General features: G+C 61.5%; 20 protein-coding genes and 1 pseudogene. 13 read left to right on the forward strand and 8 right to left on the reverse strand.

Annotated features, from left to right (window positions below; translation table 11 throughout):
- Positions 1-101 precede the first annotated feature (101 nt).
- Genes ACIQTW_RS07305 through ACIQTW_RS07315 form a run of 3 tightly spaced genes read left to right on the forward strand, consistent with a single transcriptional unit; the run spans position 102 to position 3,324 of the window.
- Positions 102-1,205 (forward strand): acyl-CoA dehydrogenase family protein, encoded by a 1,104-nt coding sequence (locus tag ACIQTW_RS07305; protein ID WP_402935429.1) that lies wholly within the window; start codon positions 102-104, stop codon positions 1,203-1,205.
- Positions 1,199-2,563: a PIG-L family deacetylase gene (locus ACIQTW_RS07310; RefSeq protein ID WP_402935432.1), complete on the forward strand. Its 1,365-nt coding sequence runs from the start codon at positions 1,199-1,201 to the stop codon at positions 2,561-2,563. The genes ACIQTW_RS07305 and ACIQTW_RS07310 overlap by 7 nt, the downstream gene beginning before the upstream one ends.
- Before the next feature lie 2 nt (positions 2,564-2,565).
- On the forward strand, positions 2,566-3,324 hold the full coding sequence (locus ACIQTW_RS07315; RefSeq protein ID WP_402935435.1) for a glycosyltransferase: 759 nt from the start codon (positions 2,566-2,568) through the stop codon (positions 3,322-3,324).
- A gap of 11 nt (positions 3,325-3,335) precedes the next feature.
- Here the strand turns inward: ACIQTW_RS07315 and ACIQTW_RS07320 are convergent, their stop codons facing one another.
- The 4 genes from ACIQTW_RS07320 to ACIQTW_RS07335 form a co-directional block, all read right to left on the reverse strand.
- Entirely contained in the window at positions 3,336-3,914 is a 579-nt protein-coding gene (locus tag ACIQTW_RS07320; protein WP_402935438.1) for an adenylate kinase, read from the reverse strand.
- Between the two features lie 101 nt (positions 3,915-4,015).
- On the reverse strand, positions 4,016-4,513 hold the full coding sequence (locus ACIQTW_RS07325) for an SRPBCC domain-containing protein (protein ID WP_402935441.1): 498 nt from the start codon (positions 4,511-4,513) through the stop codon (positions 4,016-4,018).
- The gene (locus ACIQTW_RS07330) at positions 4,510-4,872 is read right to left on the reverse strand and encodes an ArsR/SmtB family transcription factor (protein ID WP_402935444.1); all 363 of its coding nucleotides are present in this window, start codon (positions 4,870-4,872) and stop codon (positions 4,510-4,512) included. The genes ACIQTW_RS07325 and ACIQTW_RS07330 overlap by 4 nt, the downstream gene beginning before the upstream one ends.
- 48 nt (positions 4,873-4,920) lie before the next feature.
- Positions 4,921-5,799 (reverse strand): MurR/RpiR family transcriptional regulator, encoded by an 879-nt coding sequence (locus ACIQTW_RS07335; protein ID WP_402935447.1) that lies wholly within the window; start codon positions 5,797-5,799, stop codon positions 4,921-4,923.
- A gap of 108 nt (positions 5,800-5,907) precedes the next feature.
- On the opposite strand from ACIQTW_RS07335, the gene ACIQTW_RS07340 reads away from it, so the two are divergent.
- From ACIQTW_RS07340 to ACIQTW_RS07355, 4 genes are all read left to right on the forward strand, one after another.
- A complete protein-coding gene (locus ACIQTW_RS07340) occupies positions 5,908-7,296 on the forward strand; it encodes an MFS transporter (RefSeq protein WP_402935449.1) in 1,389 nt (462 codons plus the stop codon).
- A gap of 5 nt (positions 7,297-7,301) precedes the next feature.
- A complete protein-coding gene (locus tag ACIQTW_RS07345; RefSeq protein ID WP_402936266.1) occupies positions 7,302-7,796 on the forward strand; it encodes a GAF domain-containing protein in 495 nt (164 codons plus the stop codon).
- A 1-nt stretch (position 7,797) separates the two neighbouring features.
- On the forward strand, positions 7,798-9,030 hold the full coding sequence (locus ACIQTW_RS07350) for an amidohydrolase family protein (protein WP_402935452.1): 1,233 nt from the start codon (positions 7,798-7,800) through the stop codon (positions 9,028-9,030).
- A 93-nt stretch (positions 9,031-9,123) separates the two neighbouring features.
- Positions 9,124-9,870 (forward strand): SRPBCC family protein, encoded by a 747-nt coding sequence (locus ACIQTW_RS07355; protein ID WP_402935455.1) that lies wholly within the window; start codon positions 9,124-9,126, stop codon positions 9,868-9,870.
- 99 nt (positions 9,871-9,969) lie between these two features.
- On the opposite strand, the gene ACIQTW_RS07360 is transcribed toward ACIQTW_RS07355, so the two are convergent.
- Positions 9,970-12,003, reverse strand: a complete 2,034-nt coding sequence (locus tag ACIQTW_RS07360; protein ID WP_402935458.1) for a rhamnogalacturonan lyase — start codon at positions 12,001-12,003, stop codon at positions 9,970-9,972.
- 425 nt (positions 12,004-12,428) lie between these two features.
- Here ACIQTW_RS07360 and ACIQTW_RS07365 point away from each other — a divergent pair, with 425 nt between their 5' ends.
- From ACIQTW_RS07365 to ACIQTW_RS07375, 3 genes are all read left to right on the forward strand, one after another.
- Complete coding sequence (locus tag ACIQTW_RS07365; RefSeq protein WP_178994140.1) at positions 12,429-12,599, forward strand: hypothetical protein; 171 nt, start codon at positions 12,429-12,431, stop codon at positions 12,597-12,599.
- 280 nt (positions 12,600-12,879) lie between these two features.
- Positions 12,880-14,046, forward strand: a complete 1,167-nt coding sequence (locus ACIQTW_RS07370; RefSeq protein ID WP_402935461.1) for a glycosyltransferase family 2 protein — start codon at positions 12,880-12,882, stop codon at positions 14,044-14,046.
- Between the two features lie 31 nt (positions 14,047-14,077).
- A complete protein-coding gene (locus ACIQTW_RS07375) occupies positions 14,078-14,227 on the forward strand; it encodes a hypothetical protein (RefSeq protein WP_402935464.1) in 150 nt (49 codons plus the stop codon).
- A gap of 102 nt (positions 14,228-14,329) precedes the next feature.
- Here ACIQTW_RS07375 and ACIQTW_RS07380 read toward each other — a convergent pair whose 3' ends face one another.
- The gene (locus tag ACIQTW_RS07380; RefSeq protein ID WP_402935467.1) at positions 14,330-15,706 is read right to left on the reverse strand and encodes a hypothetical protein; all 1,377 of its coding nucleotides are present in this window, start codon (positions 15,704-15,706) and stop codon (positions 14,330-14,332) included.
- Positions 15,707-15,943: 237 nt separating this feature from the next.
- Between ACIQTW_RS07380 and ACIQTW_RS07385 the strand changes: the two genes are divergently transcribed.
- Complete coding sequence (locus ACIQTW_RS07385; protein ID WP_402936268.1) at positions 15,944-16,423, forward strand: NUDIX domain-containing protein; 480 nt, start codon at positions 15,944-15,946, stop codon at positions 16,421-16,423.
- Between the two features lie 27 nt (positions 16,424-16,450).
- Here the strand turns inward: ACIQTW_RS07385 and ACIQTW_RS07390 are convergent, their stop codons facing one another.
- On the reverse strand, positions 16,451-17,239 hold the full coding sequence (locus ACIQTW_RS07390; RefSeq protein ID WP_402935470.1) for an alpha/beta fold hydrolase: 789 nt from the start codon (positions 17,237-17,239) through the stop codon (positions 16,451-16,453).
- 55 nt (positions 17,240-17,294) lie between these two features.
- Positions 17,295-17,456: pseudogene (locus tag ACIQTW_RS07395) on the reverse strand (helix-turn-helix transcriptional regulator); the annotation flags it as partial.
- Between the two features lie 182 nt (positions 17,457-17,638).
- Here ACIQTW_RS07395 and ACIQTW_RS07400 point away from each other — a divergent pair.
- On the forward strand, positions 17,639-18,211 hold the full coding sequence (locus ACIQTW_RS07400) for an MOSC domain-containing protein (protein WP_402935472.1): 573 nt from the start codon (positions 17,639-17,641) through the stop codon (positions 18,209-18,211).
- A gap of 61 nt (positions 18,212-18,272) precedes the next feature.
- Complete coding sequence (locus tag ACIQTW_RS07405; RefSeq protein ID WP_402935475.1) at positions 18,273-18,986, forward strand: hypothetical protein; 714 nt, start codon at positions 18,273-18,275, stop codon at positions 18,984-18,986.
- Positions 18,987-19,076: the final 90 nt, after the last annotated feature.

Raw genomic sequence — 19,076 nt, forward strand, 5'->3', positions numbered from 1 at the left:
ACCCAAAACAAAGCAAAGCGGACGACGGCGGGAACCTCCCGCCGTCGTTTGCTTTAACCGGATGGCAAGACCCTAAGGCTCCTTAGAATAGGCTGGGTCTCATGAGCGACTCCAAAGCCCAGCCCGTCCGCATCAGTTCCGAGCCCGCGCAGCTGCAAGCTTTGGAGCCCGTGCTTGAAAGAGTGCGGATGGCAGTGGGCGATGTACCGGCATTGCTGGCCATTGCCAAGGACATCGGGCGCACAACTCCGAAGCCCGGCGAGGGAAACACCGCCAAGCTCTGGGAGCTCCTGGCCTCCGTAACAGCTGTGGACGTTGCCGCGGGTCGAGTGCTCGAACCGCACCTCGATGCCCTGGCGATCCTCGGCCAAGCCGGAGCCGGAGCGGACGCCGGTGCCCCAGCCGACGCCGAAGGCGAACGCCAAGGGGCCTGGGGGGTCTTCGCAGCGGAAGGCCCCGGAATGAAGCTTGAGGCCAAGAGCAACGCTGACGGCGACTACGTGCTCAACGGATCAAAGCCGTGGTGTTCGCTGGCCGCCCAGCTGGACCATGCCGTGATCACCGCCCACTCTGGAGACAACAGCAGGCAAGCCTTCGCCGTGGACCTGAAGGCCCCGGGAGTTACCTGCGAAACGCCTCAGTGGACCAGCCGCGGCCTGCAGGAAATCCCCAGCGGGACAGTCCATTTTGACCAGGTCGCAGCCCAGCCCGTGGGTCATGAGGACTGGTACTTCAAGCGTCCCGGCTTCTCATGGGGTGGCATGGGCGTGGCTGCATGCTGGCTGGGTGGCACCGTCGCGGTGGCTCGCGATTTTGCGGCCGCCCTCAACAAAGCCGCAGACAACGGCCGCGAACCCGACCAGATTGCGCTGGCTTCCCTGGGCGAAATCGATCGTCTCATCACGTCCGCTACCGGACACCTTGCAGTCGCCGCAGAACGCATCGACTCCGGCGAGTTGGAGGGCTCAGATCCTGACGGTCCGAGCGCTTGGAGCGAAGCCCTCCGCATCCGCGGAACTGTTGCCGCCGCCGTCGAGCGTGTTCAAATGCTGGTGTCACAAAACCTAGGTCCCGGGCCTCTGGCTTTCAACGAGGCGTACGGAAAGCGCATGGCGGACCTGTCGTTATACATCAGGCAGCATCACGCCATGCGGGACGATGCCCAGCTGGGCGCACTAGCCCTGAAAGGGGACCGCGGATGGTAGCTTTCTCGCACACGGACACCGGCACATCGGAGTCGGAATGGGCCGCCAGCGGAGCTGCCGCCTTGCCGGAACTGCCGCTGGATCAGTCAGAACTCGCCAGCATGGCATTTGTGGTGCTCGCCGCGCACCCGGACGACGAATCCCTTGGCGCCGGTGGCTTCCTGTCCAAACTTCATGCAGCCGGAGCTGCAGTGCAGATCTTGCTCTGCACAGCAGGAGAAGCGTCGCACCCGGACTCGCAAACCACGACGCCGGAACAGCTTGCCGCTGTCAGGCTTACGGAGTTCGACACCGCAGTGTCCGGGCTGGCTCCCAGCGCTACATGGCGGTTTCTGGAACTTCCCGATGGGCAACTTGCGGCTCACGCCGACGTCATCGCCCAAGCCGTCAGGGAAGCCATCATGTCCTTCGACCACGCCGCGGAGAACGTAGTACTCGTGGCCCCGTACCGTGCTGACGGGCACACTGACCATGACGTTTTGGGCACTCTGGCCGCGGAAGTTGCAACCGAGGATGGCCACGGGCTTCTGGAATATCCCATCTGGTACTGGCTATGGTCACGACCGGATGACGCAACGTGGGAGTCGTGGGTTCGGTTGCCATTGAACAACCACGAACAGCAAGCCAAGGCCAACGCCATGAGCGCCCACGCCTCGCAAACGCAGCCGCTGTCCAGTAAACCGGGCGATGAGACGCTGTTGTCGGACACTTTCCTCGAGCATTTCCAACGGCCGTGGGAAACGTTCGCCTGGCATCCCTCCCAGGTCGGCACCAACACGGCAGCCGACGCGGAGCGGATCTTCGATGAGGTCCACTCCAAGGCCGAGGATCCTTGGAGCTACACCACCAGCTGGTACGAACGGCGCAAAAGGGCGTTGACCCTGGCCGCACTTCCGGAGGAGTCTTATGAATCCGGTCTGGAAATAGGGTGCTCCATTGGCATCCTCAGTGAGGAACTCGCAAAACGTTGCGGTCACTTCCTGGCTGTGGACGCCAGCAGTGCGGCCCTTGCCCAGGCAACTGAGCGGCTTTCCAGGTTCCCGTCCGCGGAGGCAAGACACCTCACAATGCCCGGCGAGTGGCCCGAGGGTACGTTCGATCTGGTGGTGTTGTCCGAGACGGGCTATTACCTTTCGCCGGACGAGCTCACGGAGCTACTGGCCCATATTGAAGCATCCACCCTGCGCGGCGGCACACTGCTCCTGTGTCATTGGCGCCATCCCATCTCTGGATGGGAACTGGATGCGGAGGCGGTCCATGCGATGGCTCGCAACCAACCCGGTTGGTCAACGCAGGGACTCTACCGCGAGAAGGATTTCATGCTGGAGGTCCTTCTCGCCCCGGGCAGGGCAGGATAACCGTGCCCGGGGGACGCGATATCAAGAGCGTGGGAGTGGTGATGCCTGCGCATAACGAGGAACAACACATCGGCAAAGCCCTGCTCGCGCTGAAGACGGCCGCTGATGTGCTGGAACGGCAACACCGAGCCATGGAAGCCAAGATCGTTGTGATCCTGGATAACTGCAGTGACCGTTCGGCCGAGATCACCGCCGCGCACGTCTCCAATGATGCTCGCTTCCGCGTGGTCAACGTCAAGCTGCGAAGCACGGGGGCGAGTCGGGAGTTCGGTTTCCGCACAGCATTGGAATGCCTGCCGGCTATCGGAACGGAAGGTATTTGGCTGGCCACCACAGACGCCGATTCCACCGTTCCGCAACATTGGTTGACACGGCAAGTGGAACTGGCAAACGCGGGAGCGGACGCCATCCTTGGAACGGTGGAACCCGACCCGGAGGACATGGATCCCGCCGTCCATCGTCGTTGGCTGGAGCTCCACCCGTTTCGGGAGGATCACCAGCACATTTATGGCGCCAATCTGGGCATCCGCGCATCGGCCTATCTCAAGGCAGGCGGCTTCCCAGCGCTGCGCACCCACGAAGACCGCGTCCTGGTGGAACGGCTCCGCCGGCATGGTTTTGCGGTCACGGCAACGGACAGCCTCCGCGTCTTGACCTCGGGGCGGACACACGCGCGCGCTCCGGAAGGATTCGCCGCGTATCTGCGCTCCCTTGCAGCTGAGCTGCCGCCTGCCGGACTTCCGACTGCCGCCCGCGGCTGACCGGCCAGCGTCTAGCCCCTCAGCGCCCCCTCCAAAGCGGCAATCGCTGCCTTCGTAATCGTTTCCCGTTGCCCTGATCCATCAAGGGTGAGCAGAATCCCGCGGTGTGAGTACGCCGTCAGCACTGGTTGCGTCTCGTCCCGGTACAGCTCCAGACGGCGTTGAATCACGGGTTCCGTGTCATCGGCGCGCCCCTCTTCCTGTGCTCGGAGCAGCATCCGGGCAATGAGTTCATCATCGGAACCCGTTAGCTCGAGGACCACTTCAAGGGCTTGGTGCCGATCAGCGAGAATCTCGTCCAGCGCACCAATCTGGATGACGGTCCTGGGATAGCCGTCCAAGAGGAAACCGGCCGCGGCATCGGCTTCTTCCAGCCGCACCCTGAGCATTGCCGTGGTGACGTGGTCCGGCACAAACTCGCCGCGATCCATATATCCGCTGGCTTCAGCGCCCAGCTCCGTCTTGTCGCGGACGTGGGCGCGGAACAGCTCACCCGTAGAAATGGAAGGGATCCCAAAATGCCGCGCGATGTGCTCCGCCTGCGTGCCTTTGCCGGATCCCGGAGGGCCCATGATGATCAATCGCGCCATGACACTGGTCCGTTTCGAGAGGCAGCCGGGACTTAACCATACGCCGACGACGGCGGGAGGCACCCGCCGTCGTCGGCATCTTTTTGCCGGTGGTTCAGCCGTCAGGCGTTAGCTGTTTCGGTCAGAACCCCATCGATCTGCTCGATGGCTTCGCGCATTCCTTCTTCCATGCCCATCTCGGCCATCTTCTGCATCTGTTCCTCGGACTCAAAGGTGGAGGTGATGGTCATTCGAGTGCGATTGTCCAAGGGTTCGAGCTTCACGGTGGCGTGAGTGATACCGAGTTCATCCACAGGCGCACCTTGCTCGTCCGCGAAGCCGTCGTCGAACTCAAGGTGGTCCGGGGCGTTGATGGCGGTGAACTTCCACCAGCCCCGCGCCTTGGTGCCGTCCGGCCCGGTCATGTAGTAGGCGGCCTTCCCGCCAACGGTGAATTCATGCGTCTCAAAAGTGGCGGGCCAGGTGGGCGGTCCCCACCAACGCTCAAGCTGCCGGGGGTCTTCCCAGATCCTCCAGACGCGCTTCACGTCGGCATCGAATTCAGAAACGATGCTGAAGCTCAGGGCCTCAACATCCTTGTTCACGCTGACAACAGTCATGGCAGATCCCTTTCATCATCTTCGGCGAGTATGTCCGCGATCCGGCCGGCGCGTTGCCGCCAGATCATTTCGAGTTGATCCAACAGGTGCCGGGCTTTTTGCAGCCCCTCGTGATTTCCGTGCACAATCTGCTCCCTCCCACGTTTTTCCTTGGTGACCAGGGAGGCCCGTTCCAGGACCGCGACATGTTTTTGCACGGCCGCGAAACTCATGGTGTAGAGCGCGGCGAGCCCGGAGACCGAGTACTCCCCCGCCGTCACCCGGGCCACGATGTCCCTGCGCGTCGCATCTGCCAACGCGTGGAACAGGCGGTCGGTTTCGGCGTCCGAGGGTTTTGTCTTGAGCTGATCTACAACCATTTGGTTGTACGATATCGCCGGCTGACGGGCGAAGTCAATGGTTCTGGATTAGGAACTTGAGCGGGGATGCATGATGCGCATCTGGTCCCAGGTCCGCTCCGAGGCGGCGATGTTCTGGTTGGAGCGTTCGCGGTCCAAGGAGGCAAGTTCGACGGCGATCGCCTGGACAGCGGCCACCGCACCTGTCAGGGATGGGAAGAATCCGGCACCCTCCGTGGGCACTACAATCCTGTGGTTAGCGTGCACTGCGACCGGCGAACCGGCACTGTCCGTGATGGAGACGATGGGCGTGCCCAGAGTGTGGGCGATATCGACGGCCCGCATGGTGCTGTCATAAACCCGCCAGAGACTGATGGCGATCACCAGATCCTCTGCACCGAGCCGTGCAATGGCGTTGGTGAGGGCAGCGACATCTGCATCGAGGAGCCGGACGTTGTATCCAGCGATGATCGCGTTGTGCTCCAGCGCTTTGCCGGGGATGGCGTAGCTTCCAGCCGCGATGATGAAAGTTTGCCGTGCACCAGCTATTGCCTTCGCAATATTGTGAAGCGTGTCGGCGTCCAAGGTGCGCTCAAAATGAGCCAGATTGGCCCGGTCGGTGGACACCGCAGCCTGTGCAGGACTGCTGATGTGGCCGTTGTGTTCGGCAGCAACTTCCACTGCGCTGAGTGACGCCAGAAACCGGGATCTGAGCTCGAACTGGAAGTCCGCCCACCCCTTGAACCCCAGTGTTTGCGCGGTTCGAGTCACCGTGGAGGCATTTGAGGCGGCAACCGCTGCGATGTCACTGACGGAACCGTAGGAGGCCAAGCGGGGCTGCGACCGAAGGATCCCAATCACCTGCAGCTGGCGGGCGGCAAGCTTGCGTCCTTGCACACGACTATCCAGCCACTCAGTCAACGTCGACGAGTCGAAATCTTCTTCCACCTATTGACCTACCTCACACTTTGGCCGTAACTTCGATACATCGCTTCTGCACAGATCCGTGCATATTCCTAAAAATGTACAACTTGGCCCACTTTGGCAGGAATCACCATGTCTCTCACAGCACGCTTGGATCGTCTGGCTCTCAGTCGACCACACTACAAGCTTCTCCTCATCGGAGGCCTCGGCTACTCATTCGACGGTATGGACGGGGCAGTTGTCGCATTCCTGCTCCCGCGCATCCAGGAACTGTGGGGCCTCAGCACTGCAAGCCTTGGATTGGTTGGCTCGGCAGCCCCGCTCGGCTTCTTCTTCGGCGCGATCTTGGCCGGGTGGATGGGCGACCGCTTTGGCCGTAAGAAGGTCATGCTCTGGGCACTTGCCTTCTACTGCGTCATGTCAGTGGTGGCAGCCATGGCCCCCAACTTTGAAATCTTCCTCATTGCACGGATCTTTGCAGGTTTGGGTGCAGGCGCTGAAAGCGTGATCATTGCACCGTTCCTCTCCGAGTTCATCCCACCGAAGCGTCGAGGCTGGTTCATCGGAACCCTGGCCGGTTTCTTCTCCTTCGGCTTCGTGGGCGCCGCCCTCATCGGTCGCTTCGTTGTCCCGTTGGGCGAGGACGGCTGGCGCTGGGCGCAGGTCATCACTGCAATTCCCATCCTTCTCCTTCTCTGGTGGCGACGCAGCCTGCCGGAATCCCCCCGGTATCTCATCAGCCGCGGTCGCATCGCAGAGGCCACGGAAGTGGTGGATCGCTTTGAGCAAAGCGTTGTGAAGGCCACCGGCAAACCACTCGCCGCCCTGCCGCCCGCCGAGGAAGAGATCACCAAGCACGAGCAGAAAATCAGCATCTGGAACGCCCTCAAATTCATGTGGTCCAGGGCCATGCGCCGCCGCACTGCGGTGATCTGGCTGATCTGGTTCGTCATCACGTTCTCCTACTACGGCTTCTTCTCATGGATTCCCACCCTCCTTGTAGGCCGCGGCATTACCATCACCAAGAGCTTCGAGTTCTCGATCCTCATCTACCTGGCCCAAATCCCCGGTTACTTCTCCGCGGCTTGGTTGTGTGACCGGATTGACCGCAAGAACACCATCGCCCTTTACCTGGCGGGATCAGCCATCAGCGCGTTCTGGCTGAGCCAATCCAACGATTCCGGCATGATCCTGATGGCGGCCGCAACGTTGTCCTTCTTCCTCAACGGCACGTACGCCGGCGTCTACGCCTACACTCCGGAGCTCTTCCCCACCTGGATGCGTGCCACGGGAGTCGGCCTGGCCAGCGCGGTAGGCCGCATCGGCAGCATCCTGGCTCCGTCCATCATCGGCATCTTCGCCGCTTCCCTGGGCTTCGGTGGAGTGTTCACCATGACGACGGTGGTGCTGACCATCGGTGTCCTAGGCGTCGTCATCTTCGGCGCGTCCACAGCCGGCAAGTCGCTGGAAGACATCAACGCCCGCGCCGAACACGATCCAGCAGCAGCAGGAAGCAAGTGAACGCCATGAAGAGGGACGCAGTCTTCCAGCAAACCTTCGAGGCAATGCAGAAGGAACCAGGAGTCATCCTGTTCACCGCGCTGCAGTGGATTTCGGAACGGTCCAGCCTCAAACGACTTTTCACCAGCCATCCGGCCGAATATCCGGTAGGTGGCGAGAAGACCGTAGAGATCTCCCCCGGCTGGTTGGGGACGGTCATCGAGGACAAGGAGCCTTTCCTCGCGGCCAATCCGGAAGCACTCCGGGAAGTCTTTTCAGACTCCGGACTCATCCACCAACTGGGCTGCGGCGCCGTCATCAATGTGCCCGTCCTCGACCAACAGCACAACGTTGTGGGCGTTCTGGCGCTCTTGGATGCTGAAGGCAAATACACGCAGGAAAGTGTGGAAACCGCCGTCAGCGTCATCAACGCGAACCGGGCTGAACTGGTTCGCGCCTTTGAAGCGCACACCACCGAAATCCCCGAAACCTCCGAAAACCCTGCGAAGGACACCGCTTAAAGTGAGCACCACCCCAGAAACCACCCCGCTGGTCATCCGCAACGCGAGCGTCCTGGACGTCGAGGCGGGCACCTACTCCACTGCCGACGTCGTGAGTGTTGACGGGAAGATCAGCAGCGTCGCTCCGGATGCCGAAGCACCTTCCGGCGCACGGGTCATCGACGGCACCGGAAAGTTCGTCATCCCCGGACTGATCGACGCCCACGTCCACGTGGTGGCATCCAGTGCCGATTTCCGTTCGCTCACCTACACGCCGGCGTCATACGTTTATGCGCAGACAGCCCGGATCATGGGACAAATGCTGCGTCGCGGCTTCACGACTGTCCGAGACCTGTCCGGCGCCGATTTTGGACTGGCCATGGCTCAGGAAGAAGGTCTGCTTGAGGGTCCGAAGATCCACTTCTGCGGACACGCACTCAGCCAGACCGGCGGTCACGGCGATATGCGCCTGCCCGGCGAAGACCACGACCCCAACGGGCGGGGCTGTTGCGGCATCGGCCGCGTGGCCGACGGCGTGGATGCAGTCCGCGCTGCCGCTCGCGACGAGATCCGTAAGGGCGCCCATCACATCAAGATCATGGCCTCCGGCGGCGTCTCCTCTCCCACGGACCGCATCGACTCCACCCAGTACTCCATGGAAGAGATGCGCGCTGCGGTGGAAGAGGCCCAAGCCGCCAACCGCTACGTTGCTGCCCACGCCTACACCGCCCGCGCCATCAACCGCGCCCTCGAAGCAGGCGTCCGCTCGATCGAACACGGCAACCTCTTGGACGATGAGAGCCTCAAGCTGTTCCTGGAAAAGGACGCTTTCCTGGTCCCGACGCTCGTCACCTACTGGGCACTGAAGGAAGAAGGCAAGGAATTCGGGCTTACGGAGGAAATGTGGGCCAAAGTGGATTCAGTACTCACCAGCGGGCTCGAAGCGATCGCCCGCGCCCATGAAGCGGGCGTCAAAATGGCCTTCGGCTCCGACCTCCTGGGCGGGATGCATCGGCACCAGAACGAGCAGTTCAGGCTGCTCGGGAAAGTCCAGCCGGCAATCGACGCCATCCGCTCCGCAACCACGACGGCGACCATGCTGCTTGAGCGCGAAGGTGAACTTGGCGTGATCTCGCCTGGCGCGGACGCCGACATGCTGGTCCTTGGGGCCGACCCTGTGGCGGATATTTCCGTGCTGGCCGACATTTCAGAGCACCTTGAGTACCTCATTCAGAATGGCCGGGTGATCTCCTAGCTTCTGCTTCTGCACCCCCGCACGGACCTGTTATTACCCTCCACAAAGCTCGATAATGTAAGTATGCTGATCAATATCGAATAGGAGGACATGATGACCACGAAAGTGAACAAGACCATCATGGTCAACGTTCCGGTCAGTACGGCCTACAGGCAATGGACCAAGTTCGAGGAGTTTCCGCACTTCATGGGCGGGGTGGAGCGCGTGACACGACTCAGCGACGACAGGCTTGAATGGGTGGCCGAGATCGCTGGCGTCCACCGCCGCTGGGAAGCCAAGATCGTTCAGCAGGACGTAGACCGCGCTGTGGCCTGGGCCGCCGTCGAGGGTGCCAAGAATGCCGGCTGGGTTGATTTCAAGGAGGCGGGCCCCAGCCAGACGTCACTGCATCTGTCCTTGGAATACGAACCGCACGGCGTCCTCGAATTCCTGGGAGACAAGTTGCACATTGTTGAAAGGCAGGCTGAGTCAGACTTGAAGAAGTTCAAGGAGTACATCGAGAAGCAGGCACCGGAGACCGGCGTCGAGACCACGGGGTCAACCACCACGGCCAGCGCCACCGGCACCGGCACCGCAACCAGCGGGGCTGCCGCCACCGGCACTTCCGGCACCGGGACTTCCGGCACTGGCACTTCAGGCACCCCCACCTCGGATTCGCCACCGATCGTCGATCCCATCACCCACCCCTTCGACCAGACCAACGGACTGGCTGACTTGGATGGCGACTCCGACGAAACCGCCGACAGCGACACCCGCAGCGCCGCCGAACGGCAGAAAGACGAAGACCGCGGCCCAGGCTTCATACCGCCCCAGAGCGGCTGGCTGCCGGGACAACGGTAAGCCCCAAATATCGAACGCCGCCCGGGTTCAACACGACCCGGGCGGCACTCACTTGTTAAGCAGACTGTTGTTAGAGGGCCTGCGCCAGCAGGGAACCGGCTACTTTTGGGTCCCCGTGTAGACGACCGCGGGAATCGCCGGAGCCGGCATGCCCTCACCAATGAAGAAGCTCGGGTGCGGAGGCTGGTTGTAGGCGACGTTTTCGCGGGCCACAGCTGTGCGGTAGACCGTGTCATGCATCAGGGTCCGCAGGCGAACCTCGGTGGGAGCCGTGGTGGTGTAGATCCGCAACTCGCTGCTGTCGGTGGAGGGCCAGGCGATCTCTTCGCGCCAGTCACCCAGGATGTCCGCTTGGATTGAGGGATTGCCCTTGGTGGTGTTGTTACTGCGTGCACCTTCGGCAGTCAGGAGCCGATCGCTGGACTCGGTTTCCCAGTTCCATTTGGAGATGGTGGGAACGCCGCGGGACAACGTTGCGTCATAGTCGTGATCCACAATTTCGCGGAGCAGGTCCCCATCCCACCATGCCAGGAAGTTCGCGGCGGGAATCTTCCCGGCGATCAGCTCGCCCTTGGCCGATACCAACTGGCCAACGGGTGAATCCCACGCGGCCGTACCTCCGACAGCCCATCCTTCCGCCCCGGCATGGCGGGGATCAATGTCACCTGCCGCACCGCGACCGGTGTCCCTGGCCGCGGGGATGCTCCAGAGGACTTCACCGGTAGCCGCATCGCGGAATGTTGCTCCCCGGTTGCCGCTCTGGCTCATGCTTTCGTGGACGGCGAACGTCTCCAGCCCGGGCCTGGACGGGTCGAGGTCGCTGGTGTGTATGGCATCGCCATGGCCAAGCTTGGTGTTGTAAAGAGGCTGGCCATTGTCGTCGATGGTCATGGAACCGAAGACGAACTCGTCTTTGCCGTCCTGGTCCACGTCGGCAACGGATAGGTTGTGGTTACCCTGCCCCTTGTATTCATCCCCGGCAAGGTTCGAATCGAAGGTCCAGCGCTTCACGAGCTTGCCGTCCACCAGATCGTAGGTGACCAGGACGGTACGCGTGTAGTAGCCGCGGCTGACCATCATGGATGGATGCTCACCGTCAAGGTATGCCACTCCGGCCAGGAAGCGGTCTACGCGATTGCCGTAGTTGTCGCCCCAACCGCCGACGGCGCCACGCGGGGGCTCGTAGGCCACGGTGTCCATGATGGTGCCGTCCTCGCCCTTGAAGACGGTGAGGAATTCAGGACCGGAAAGGATGTAACCGGCACTGTTGCGGAAGTCGGCGTCGGCGTTTCCGATGACCGTTCCGGCGGCATCCCTGGAACCGTCCGCTGTCTTGAGGGAAACCTCAGCCTTGCCATCGCCGTCGAAGTCGTAGGCCAAAACCTGGGTGTAATGCGCGCCGGCGCGGATGTTGCGGCCCAGGTCAATGCGCCAGAGCTTGGTGCCATCCAGCTTGTAGGCGTCCACGTAGACGTTGCCCGCGTATCCGGACTGGGAGTTGTCCTTGGCGTTGGACGGTGCCCAAGTTTGAATAACCTCGTACTTTCCGTCACCGTCGAGGTCCGCGACAGTCGCATCGTTGGCGGAGTAGCTGTAAGGCTTCCCGTCAGGGGTCACTCCATCAGCCGGCTTGTCCAACGTGATGGCCACGTAGTTCTGCGCAAGCGGCCTGACGGCTTCGGTCAGTTTGGTCTCGCCCTGCCCGTTGCCGACGGTTTTGATGACGTACCTGGAGTCGGCCGTTCCATCGGGGTCCACGAACATTGTTGCGCTTCGGATCGGTTCCGGGGTGATGTTTACCCCGTCGCGCAGGACTTGGAAACCGACGCTGTCCTTGTCCAGGCCGAGCATGCGCCAGCTCAGCGTGACGCCCTGATCCGTCAGGACAGCAACCGGTGCCCGGTCCAGGTTCTCCACTTGCCGCTTCAGGGTGGATGGATCCTCAACGGCAGGAACGACGCCGGGGAGGCCGGCTTGCGCTGCTTGCGGGAGCTGGGCGGGGGCTGCTTGAGCCAGCGGGATGCCCGTCAGTGCGATGGCTGCGGCAGCGAGTGAAGCGGAGGCCGCCATGGGGACGGCCTTCCATGCACGGCCACGGGTACTGCGGTAGGAACATTTCGAGGGGTAAGCCAAAGAACATCTCCTTTGATGCTGGGTGGCAGTAGGTCTGCACACCTGGATTGGAACGTTTCACAAATGCCGAACAGAACCGCCTTCGATCATCGGGCGATGGTGTAACGCTGCGAGAAAACGCTTTCCGCTCACAAGGTTTACCAGCGCGTGAATCACGCGGTCAAGAGCCTGACGCGAAATGACTGTGAGATTTCGGTGGGGAATGTTCGGTTTTGTACCGTCACCCTTGGCGGTTACACGGAGTCATAAGCAACGTGTAATCGGTCACACTTAGCCGGATTTACTTGTCAACCGTGGTGGGCAGCATGAACCATGAATGAGGGAATTCGTTCCCATACAAGCTGAATCAGCAATCCTCACCGACGAGGATGCGGCCCCTGCGAAGAAGCTTGGGGCTGTTTACGGCCTGAGTGAAAGTACTGACAATGACGACACATACTGACTCCATCACGCTGAAAATCTGGGACAAGTCGGCAATCGACCACACCATCGATGCCGCCATCGAATCCCTCTCACACCGCGCTGCCGCCGAAAACTGCGGAATCGCAGTTACCCTGAGCGGGCCCAAGACCTTCACGGTCAGCCTGAACCGCTAAGCAGCTCAAGCACTACTCAAGAGGACGACGCCGGAACCCTCCGACGTCGTCCTCTTGCGTTTAAGCGCGCCTTCCCGCAGTCGTACGCCTCCTCCGACGTTCTACGGCTCGCGACGCGAACAAGCCCGGGTTCCATCGGGAAGTTGGCACCAGCGGCCCTTACCCCCCATTCGTGACGCCACACAGAAAGTCCTGATGAAACCTTGAGACTTCCTTGATGGTTTCCCTCCCCTGATCTTGCGTTCGCGTTGGAACTCTAAGTGAGTCAACGCTTCAACGCATGAACGGAGGGATCACTATGCTCACGGAAATCAAGGCCAATGCAGCGGCACCGGGCCCGGCAAACGCACCGCAGACGGCTGCCAGGCCGCGACGATCCCACCGCGCGGCAGGCGGGGTGGTAACCGTTCTGGTTCCGGCCCACAATGAGTCAGCCGGCATCACCGAGACGCTGCTGTCCTTGAGAAACCAGACTCATCGCCCGGACCGTGTGATCGTGGTGGCAGACAACTGCACCGATGACACCGAAGAGCTTGCCCTCGCTCAGGGTGCCGAAGTTATGCGCACGGTGGGAAACAAAGACAAGAAGGCCGGAGCCCTGAACTTCGCCCTCAGCGAGCTCCTTCCGGATGCCGACCCGGAGGACCTGTTCCTGGTCCAGGATGCCGACTCGCAGCTGGCCCTCGATTTCATCGGGAACGCCACCAGGAACCTGCTCGCGGACGAACTGCTCGGCGCTGTGGGCGGAGTATTCAGCGGCGGTCCGGGAGGCGGCTTTGTGGGCCACCTGCAGCGCAACGAATACGCCCGTTACGCACGCGACGTGAAGCGACTACACGGCAAGTGCCTGGTAGTCACCGGGACAGCAGCCCTGTTCCGCGTCAAGACATTGCGGGACGTCGTGGCCGCCCGGTTGAAGGGCGAGCTCCCTCCCGGGAACGGCAATGGCGGCGTCTATGACACTTCGGTGCTCACCGAGGACAACGAACTCTCCTTTGCCCTGTTGACCCTGGGCTACCGCATCGCGTCTCCATCCGACTGCACACTGGTCACTGAGGTCATGCCCACGTGGCGTGAACTGTGGTCACAGCGGCTGCGTTGGAAGCGTGGCGCGGTGGAGAACTGCGTGCAATACGGCTGGACCAAAGTAACCCGACCTTACTGGGGACGGCAGTTTCTTTCCATGATTGGCGTCGTAGTGACGCTGGCCTACTTTGGTTCCCTCGTGTTCGCGTTGATTTCCGGTATGGGGCTGACCTTTCAGCCCTTCTGGATTACCGTCACTGGCATTTTCATCCTGGAACGCATAGTTACTCTGCGTTTCCGGGGCTGGAGGTACATGCTCCTGGCCGCAACCATGTACGAAACCGTCATCGATATTTTCCTCCAAGCTGTCCACGCCAAGGCGTACTTGGATGCAGCATTCAACAGAAAGAAAGTTTGGTAATCGACTCATGTACAACAACCCAGTAGCCCCAGTGACCGGAGCAGTAGCAGCCGGAATGGGCTCAGGCACGCTCGCAATGACCGGAGCCGGAGACCTTTTCTGGTTCGCGCTGGCGGCCTTTGCCATGCTGGCTCTCGGACTCGCCGTTAAGAGGATCGTTCCGGTTCGGGCACAGAAGTAGGCACGGAAGCAACAGATTAAGCAACGAACCCGCAGTTTTGTCGCTACCTCCAGCGCGACACAAACTGCGGGTTCATTGCATTCGTACTACTGCACTATTGGCCTACTGCACCGGGGCTGTGCTGGCCGAGAACCTGGCAACCGTGGTGTAGCCGGCTTTAGTGCCGGTAACCCTCACGCTCATCGTGTCACCCTGGTCAGCACTCACCAGCTTGTAGGAACGAGCCGTTGCCCCCGGGATTGCCACACCCGAGCGATACCACTGATACGTCAAAGTGGTCCCGGACGTCCACGTACCAGGATTAGCCGTAAGCGTTGAACCCGCTGTCAGCGTTCCCGTGATGATCGGGGTGGGCGCTACCAAAGTCCCGGCTACCACTATCGCCGTGGGAGCAGACTCCCTGACGGCGGTGGTGTAACCGGTCTTGGTTCCCGTGACGCGAACCGTTAGGCGAGTGCCCTGATCCGCGGCGGAAAGTACTCTACTGGCGCTGGTGGCGCCGGCAATTGCCACGCCGTTCCGGAACCACTGGTAGCTCAAGGCGGTCCCGGTGGTCCAGGTTCCCGGCGCGGCCGTCAAGGTTGAGCCGACGGCTGCCGTGCCTGAAATGGTGGGTGTTGGTGCCGTGAGTTGACCCTGATTCGCGGGGACGAAGGAAAAGTCGCGGATGGTGACAGTTTCAGGTACTACGTGTGCTGCATCTCCGCCCCCACCGCCGGTCACCCAAAGATTGAAGTGAATTTGTTCCTTGGCCGGGAGCGGGACCGTGGAACCCTCCAGGACCGTCCGCTTCAAGAGCGTCCCGGTGTAGCCCTCCCCTGCAAACGTCTCGAAAGTCAACCTGCCTGGTTCCCAGACCATCCTGTGCGTGAGGATCGGAGCGTTGGTGACGTCAAAGGTGACGGTGTTGTTTCCCTGCCCAGGCGGCAAGCTGGCGTCAAACCAATATCCATGCCCTTGGGTCACAGGCCAGTCTTCTCCGTAGGCGGCGCCCCCACCCCAGGCCGAGGCTTCACAAAGGTCAATCTCCGTATAACCAGGCACCGCATTGGGATCGTAGGTGAAAAGGCAGCCCCACACCACTTCCTTCTGGAGGGAGCTGACATCCTTTTCCACCGTGGTGCTATACGTTCCATACCCGAAGCCTTCACGCGTGGATTGGAATTCCGCACCCTTTGGAGCCGACCCTGTCGGGTTGCTGATGGAGAGCTTTACGTACCCGTTGGCGTCCGGGTTACTCACATTATTGGCATCCCAACTCGCGTTATACATGGGCGCCCCGCCCCAAAAGCGCTTCTGCCAGTTGAACCCTTTCCACGCAAAACTGCCCACCGGGCCAGGATCCTCAGCCATGGGCGTGGTGTCCGCCGCATGCGTGGGGCCTATTCCCGTGAACATCGATAAGCCAACCGCAACGACGACGGCCAACCCCATTGCTTTTCTTCCTCCACGTGGAAGGAGCCTCACTGACAATGCCATAGCTGTTTCCTCCTGCTGATGCGCCCAGAACCGTCAACGGCTGATGCCGCTGACCGCAGCGACGTTCCACCCCCGAGAAACGCCTGTCCTCGATTATCAAGTAGTCAGGGTCGTGCCGGAAGCGAAATGGGCAAGCAAAATTGTCCACACAACATCAATTCGATAACGGTCACAACGTCCCGAGTAACCTTGACCTATCCAAGAATCTGCGCGCAGCAGCCTACCCCGGGAGGGCACATCACAATTCGTAGCGCGGGCATCCTCCTTCACCGAAGAAACACAGCCGGTCAATTGGAGCTTTGGATAGCCCACATGGGCGGGCCCTTTTGGGCCCGCAAAGATGAACATGCCTGGTCAATTCCCAAGGGAGAATTCCCTGAGGACGAAGACGCCTTAGTTGCCGCCCAACGGGAATTCACCGAAGAAATTGGCACACCACCGCCTGCGGCCCAGTACGACCTCCTGGGCGTTTTTCGGCAGCCCTCCGGCAAACTAATCACCGTGTTCGCCGCCGAAGCGCGCGACTTTCAACCTCAGCAGATTGTCAGCAACACATTCCCCATGGAATGGCCCAAGGGCTCGGGATCCATTAAGGAGTTTCCTGAAATCGACGACGCCCGGTGGTTTGAAGAACCCGTAGCCAAGACGAAGCTCGTCAAAGGGCAACTCGCTATCGTCGATGCCCTGGTCCGCCACCTTGGTGAGAATTCCCTGTAGGGCCGACCATCCGAGCAGGCGCGCCAATCATCCTGACGAACGGCTCTTTCCGGCGATGAATTGCCGGATCCACTCAACCGTTTCGGGATGATCCAGGTGCAAGCCATGACCGGCACCAGGAACCCTCACCAGCACCGAGCGGGGAATGTGTTCACGGAGGAGCAGCGCGTTGGGCAAGGGCGTCAAGGCGTCCTCGGTGCCGTGGAGTATCAGGGTCGGCGCCTTAATGGAGCCGAGGTCATGCCAGGCATCATGCTCGCGGCTGGCCCTGAAGTGGCGTGCTTTGGCCCATGCTGACGCGTGGGAGTTGAAGAAGGTATGCGTCGCCGCGGGGTTGCTCCGGACCCAATCAGCGTCGAAGAAGAGCGGTTCAAGCCGGGACATGTCACCACTAACCAGCGCATGCAAGGCCGCCCCGTCCGGCTGCGTTCCAGTGTCCGGGTATTTTCCACCGCTCGTGGCGGCGAGGATCAGAGTGCGGACTTTCTGCGGGTGGTCGATGGCAAACCATTGCCCAACCCGACCACCCATCGAATGACCGTACACGTGTGCTAAATCCACTCCCGCGGCGTCAAGGACAGCAACTGCATCCTCGGCGAGGAGCCGTGTGCTGTAGCGCCCGGCTTCACCCTTCCCACTCCGGCCTATCCCCCGGTGATCAAAACGGATGACGCGGTAGTAGCGGGACAGAAGCTCCGCCGTCGGACCCCAACCGTCCATGGCTGTCGCCTGTCCGGCGATGAGCAGCATCGGCTCGCCTTCGCCTTCGGATGTCCAGGCGAGTTCAGCGCCGTCGGCGGCCTCAGCAAAGTTCACCGTGCCACAGTATCGGGCAGGCGTCCAAAGCGCTGCGGCGCAGGACACAAGCACGTTAGTCCGCAGCGAAAATGTCCTCAATGGCACAGTCAAACGTCCGCGCAATAAGGAAGGCCAACGGAAGCGAGGGATCAAACTTCTCCCGTTCGATGGAGATGACAGTCTGCCGGGAAGCGACGAGGGCTGACGCGAGGTCCGCCTGTGTCCAGCGGCGTTCCGCAGCCCGGCGTCGACCGCGCTTGGCGCAACGAGGCCCGGAAGGACTGGAAGTGCACCAATGTCGAATCGGCCGATGGCCAGCACCAGCGAAGCGACCACAATAGCGACCAGGACATCCCGGAAAGCGCCCGCCCCTGCTTGGCTGATGCGCACTGTCCCAGCTAGGGCTAGCGTTGAGGGATGACCGCTGAGTACAGGTACGACGTCGATGTGCTGCACCTTTTGGTGTCGCCGGCCCACGCCTACTTCGGCCGCGCCCGCGAAGGAGCCGCAGACGTCCCCACTGCCGATGCCAGGCAAGCCGAGTTGGTGGCGGGCAAAGGCATTGTTGGCGACCGGTTCTTCGGCAAGGCCGCACATATGGATGCCGCCGTGACGGTGTTCGCGGTGGAGGCCCTCGAAGCCATTGCATCGGAACTCGGGGCCGGGCCTTTTGATCCCCTGCTGACCCGACGGAACGTTGTCCTTCGGGGAGTAGAGCTGGCGCCCCTGCTTGGCCATGAATTCACGCTTGAGTCGGGTGGAGACACGGTGCGGCTCAAGGCCGGGCGGCCGGCCCATCCCTGCGCTTGGATGGATGAAATGCTTGCCCCGGGCGCCCATAAAGTGATGCGCGGGCGCGGCGGCGTACGATGCCAAGTGATCGCCGGAGGCGTGTTGAATCGAGGTCCGGCCGTGCTGATTAGTCCGGTGCCGCTCGACCCGAGGAAGGCCGGGGACGCCAACGTTCTGCGGCCATCACGGTTACCGTGACTGTCACGGTTTATTGATAAGGAGCCTGTCCTTCGGCGGGTGGACCGCATAGGGTAAATCCGTGAAGAGACTGACTACCAACCTCCAGGCCTTCGCCGGGTCTGCTTTCGCTGCGGCGTTCCGGGCAGTCAAAACCGTCCGTCCCAACAGGCCCAACCACCCGGAAGGCGTTCACCTGGTGGGAACCCTTGAGAGGGACGGACTTCCGCGACCGGCGTCGGGAATCCCTTGGCTTGACGCAGCCGGGACCAGCCAAGTGGACGCACGGCTCTCGCGGTCGATCGGATTGCCGGGATCCTTCCCGGACATTATCGGCTTGGCAGTGCGCTTCCCGGAGGGGGACAAACTGTCGGACGTGCTCCTCGCCACCACTGGAGCGACGGGACTTGGCCGCTTCATCCTGAGGCTCCGGCGGGACGCCGCATCAGCAGTCTTCTCCACGATGATGCCCTACAAATCAGAGACCGGACCCGTGCTGATAGGAGCAAGGACCATCGGTGGTCCCAAGAAACTGCCTGCGGAAGCACCCGCTTTCAGTTCCCATCTTGGCCAGCAAGCGTGGACCCTGGAGCTCCATCACGCCAGTCCCCTGGGACCATGGACCAGGTTCGGAACATTGAAGCTCACCCTTGCTGACGGCGTGGGCGAAGATACGGCCGCACGATTTGATCCGGTCCTCAATCCGCTTCCGACAGCAGGAACGTACGGCTGGACGAGGCGACTCCGCGAACCTTCATACGCCGTAGCCCGGCGCCGGGGGCAGAGCCGGGGGTAGAGCCGGGGGCTTCCAGCCCTTCGTTGAATCCCAAGCACCTCAAATTCAACCTGCACAAGTTGTAAACCAGCCCTCCGGCGTCGAAAGATG

Origin of the sequence: Paenarthrobacter sp. NPDC090517 (assembly GCF_044769165.1) — a bacterium.
Lineage (GTDB): Bacteria > Actinomycetota > Actinomycetes > Actinomycetales > Micrococcaceae > Arthrobacter.

Bases quoted from the DNA above. Each gene is read 5' to 3' on its own strand.
- ACIQTW_RS07305 (WP_402935429.1), top strand. From the start codon at position 102: ATGAGCGACTCCAAAGCCCAGCCCGTCCGCATCAGTTCCGAGCCCGCG.
- ACIQTW_RS07310 (WP_402935432.1), top strand. From the start codon at position 1,199: ATGGTAGCTTTCTCGCACACGGACACCGGCACATCGGAGTCGGAATGG.
- ACIQTW_RS07320 (WP_402935438.1), bottom strand. From the start codon at position 3,914: ATGGCGCGATTGATCATCATGGGCCCTCCGGGATCCGGCAAAGGCACG.
- ACIQTW_RS07325 (WP_402935441.1), bottom strand. From the start codon at position 4,513: ATGACTGTTGTCAGCGTGAACAAGGATGTTGAGGCCCTGAGCTTCAGC.
- ACIQTW_RS07330 (WP_402935444.1), bottom strand. From the start codon at position 4,872: ATGGTTGTAGATCAGCTCAAGACAAAACCCTCGGACGCCGAAACCGAC.
- ACIQTW_RS07340 (WP_402935449.1), top strand. From the start codon at position 5,908: ATGTCTCTCACAGCACGCTTGGATCGTCTGGCTCTCAGTCGACCACAC.
- ACIQTW_RS07345 (WP_402936266.1), top strand. From the start codon at position 7,302: ATGAAGAGGGACGCAGTCTTCCAGCAAACCTTCGAGGCAATGCAGAAG.
- ACIQTW_RS07355 (WP_402935455.1), top strand. From the start codon at position 9,124: ATGACCACGAAAGTGAACAAGACCATCATGGTCAACGTTCCGGTCAGT.
- ACIQTW_RS07365 (WP_178994140.1), top strand. From the start codon at position 12,429: ATGACGACACATACTGACTCCATCACGCTGAAAATCTGGGACAAGTCG.
- ACIQTW_RS07370 (WP_402935461.1), top strand. From the start codon at position 12,880: ATGAACGGAGGGATCACTATGCTCACGGAAATCAAGGCCAATGCAGCG.
- ACIQTW_RS07380 (WP_402935467.1), bottom strand. From the start codon at position 15,706: ATGGCATTGTCAGTGAGGCTCCTTCCACGTGGAGGAAGAAAAGCAATG.
- ACIQTW_RS07400 (WP_402935472.1), top strand. From the start codon at position 17,639: ATGACCGCTGAGTACAGGTACGACGTCGATGTGCTGCACCTTTTGGTG.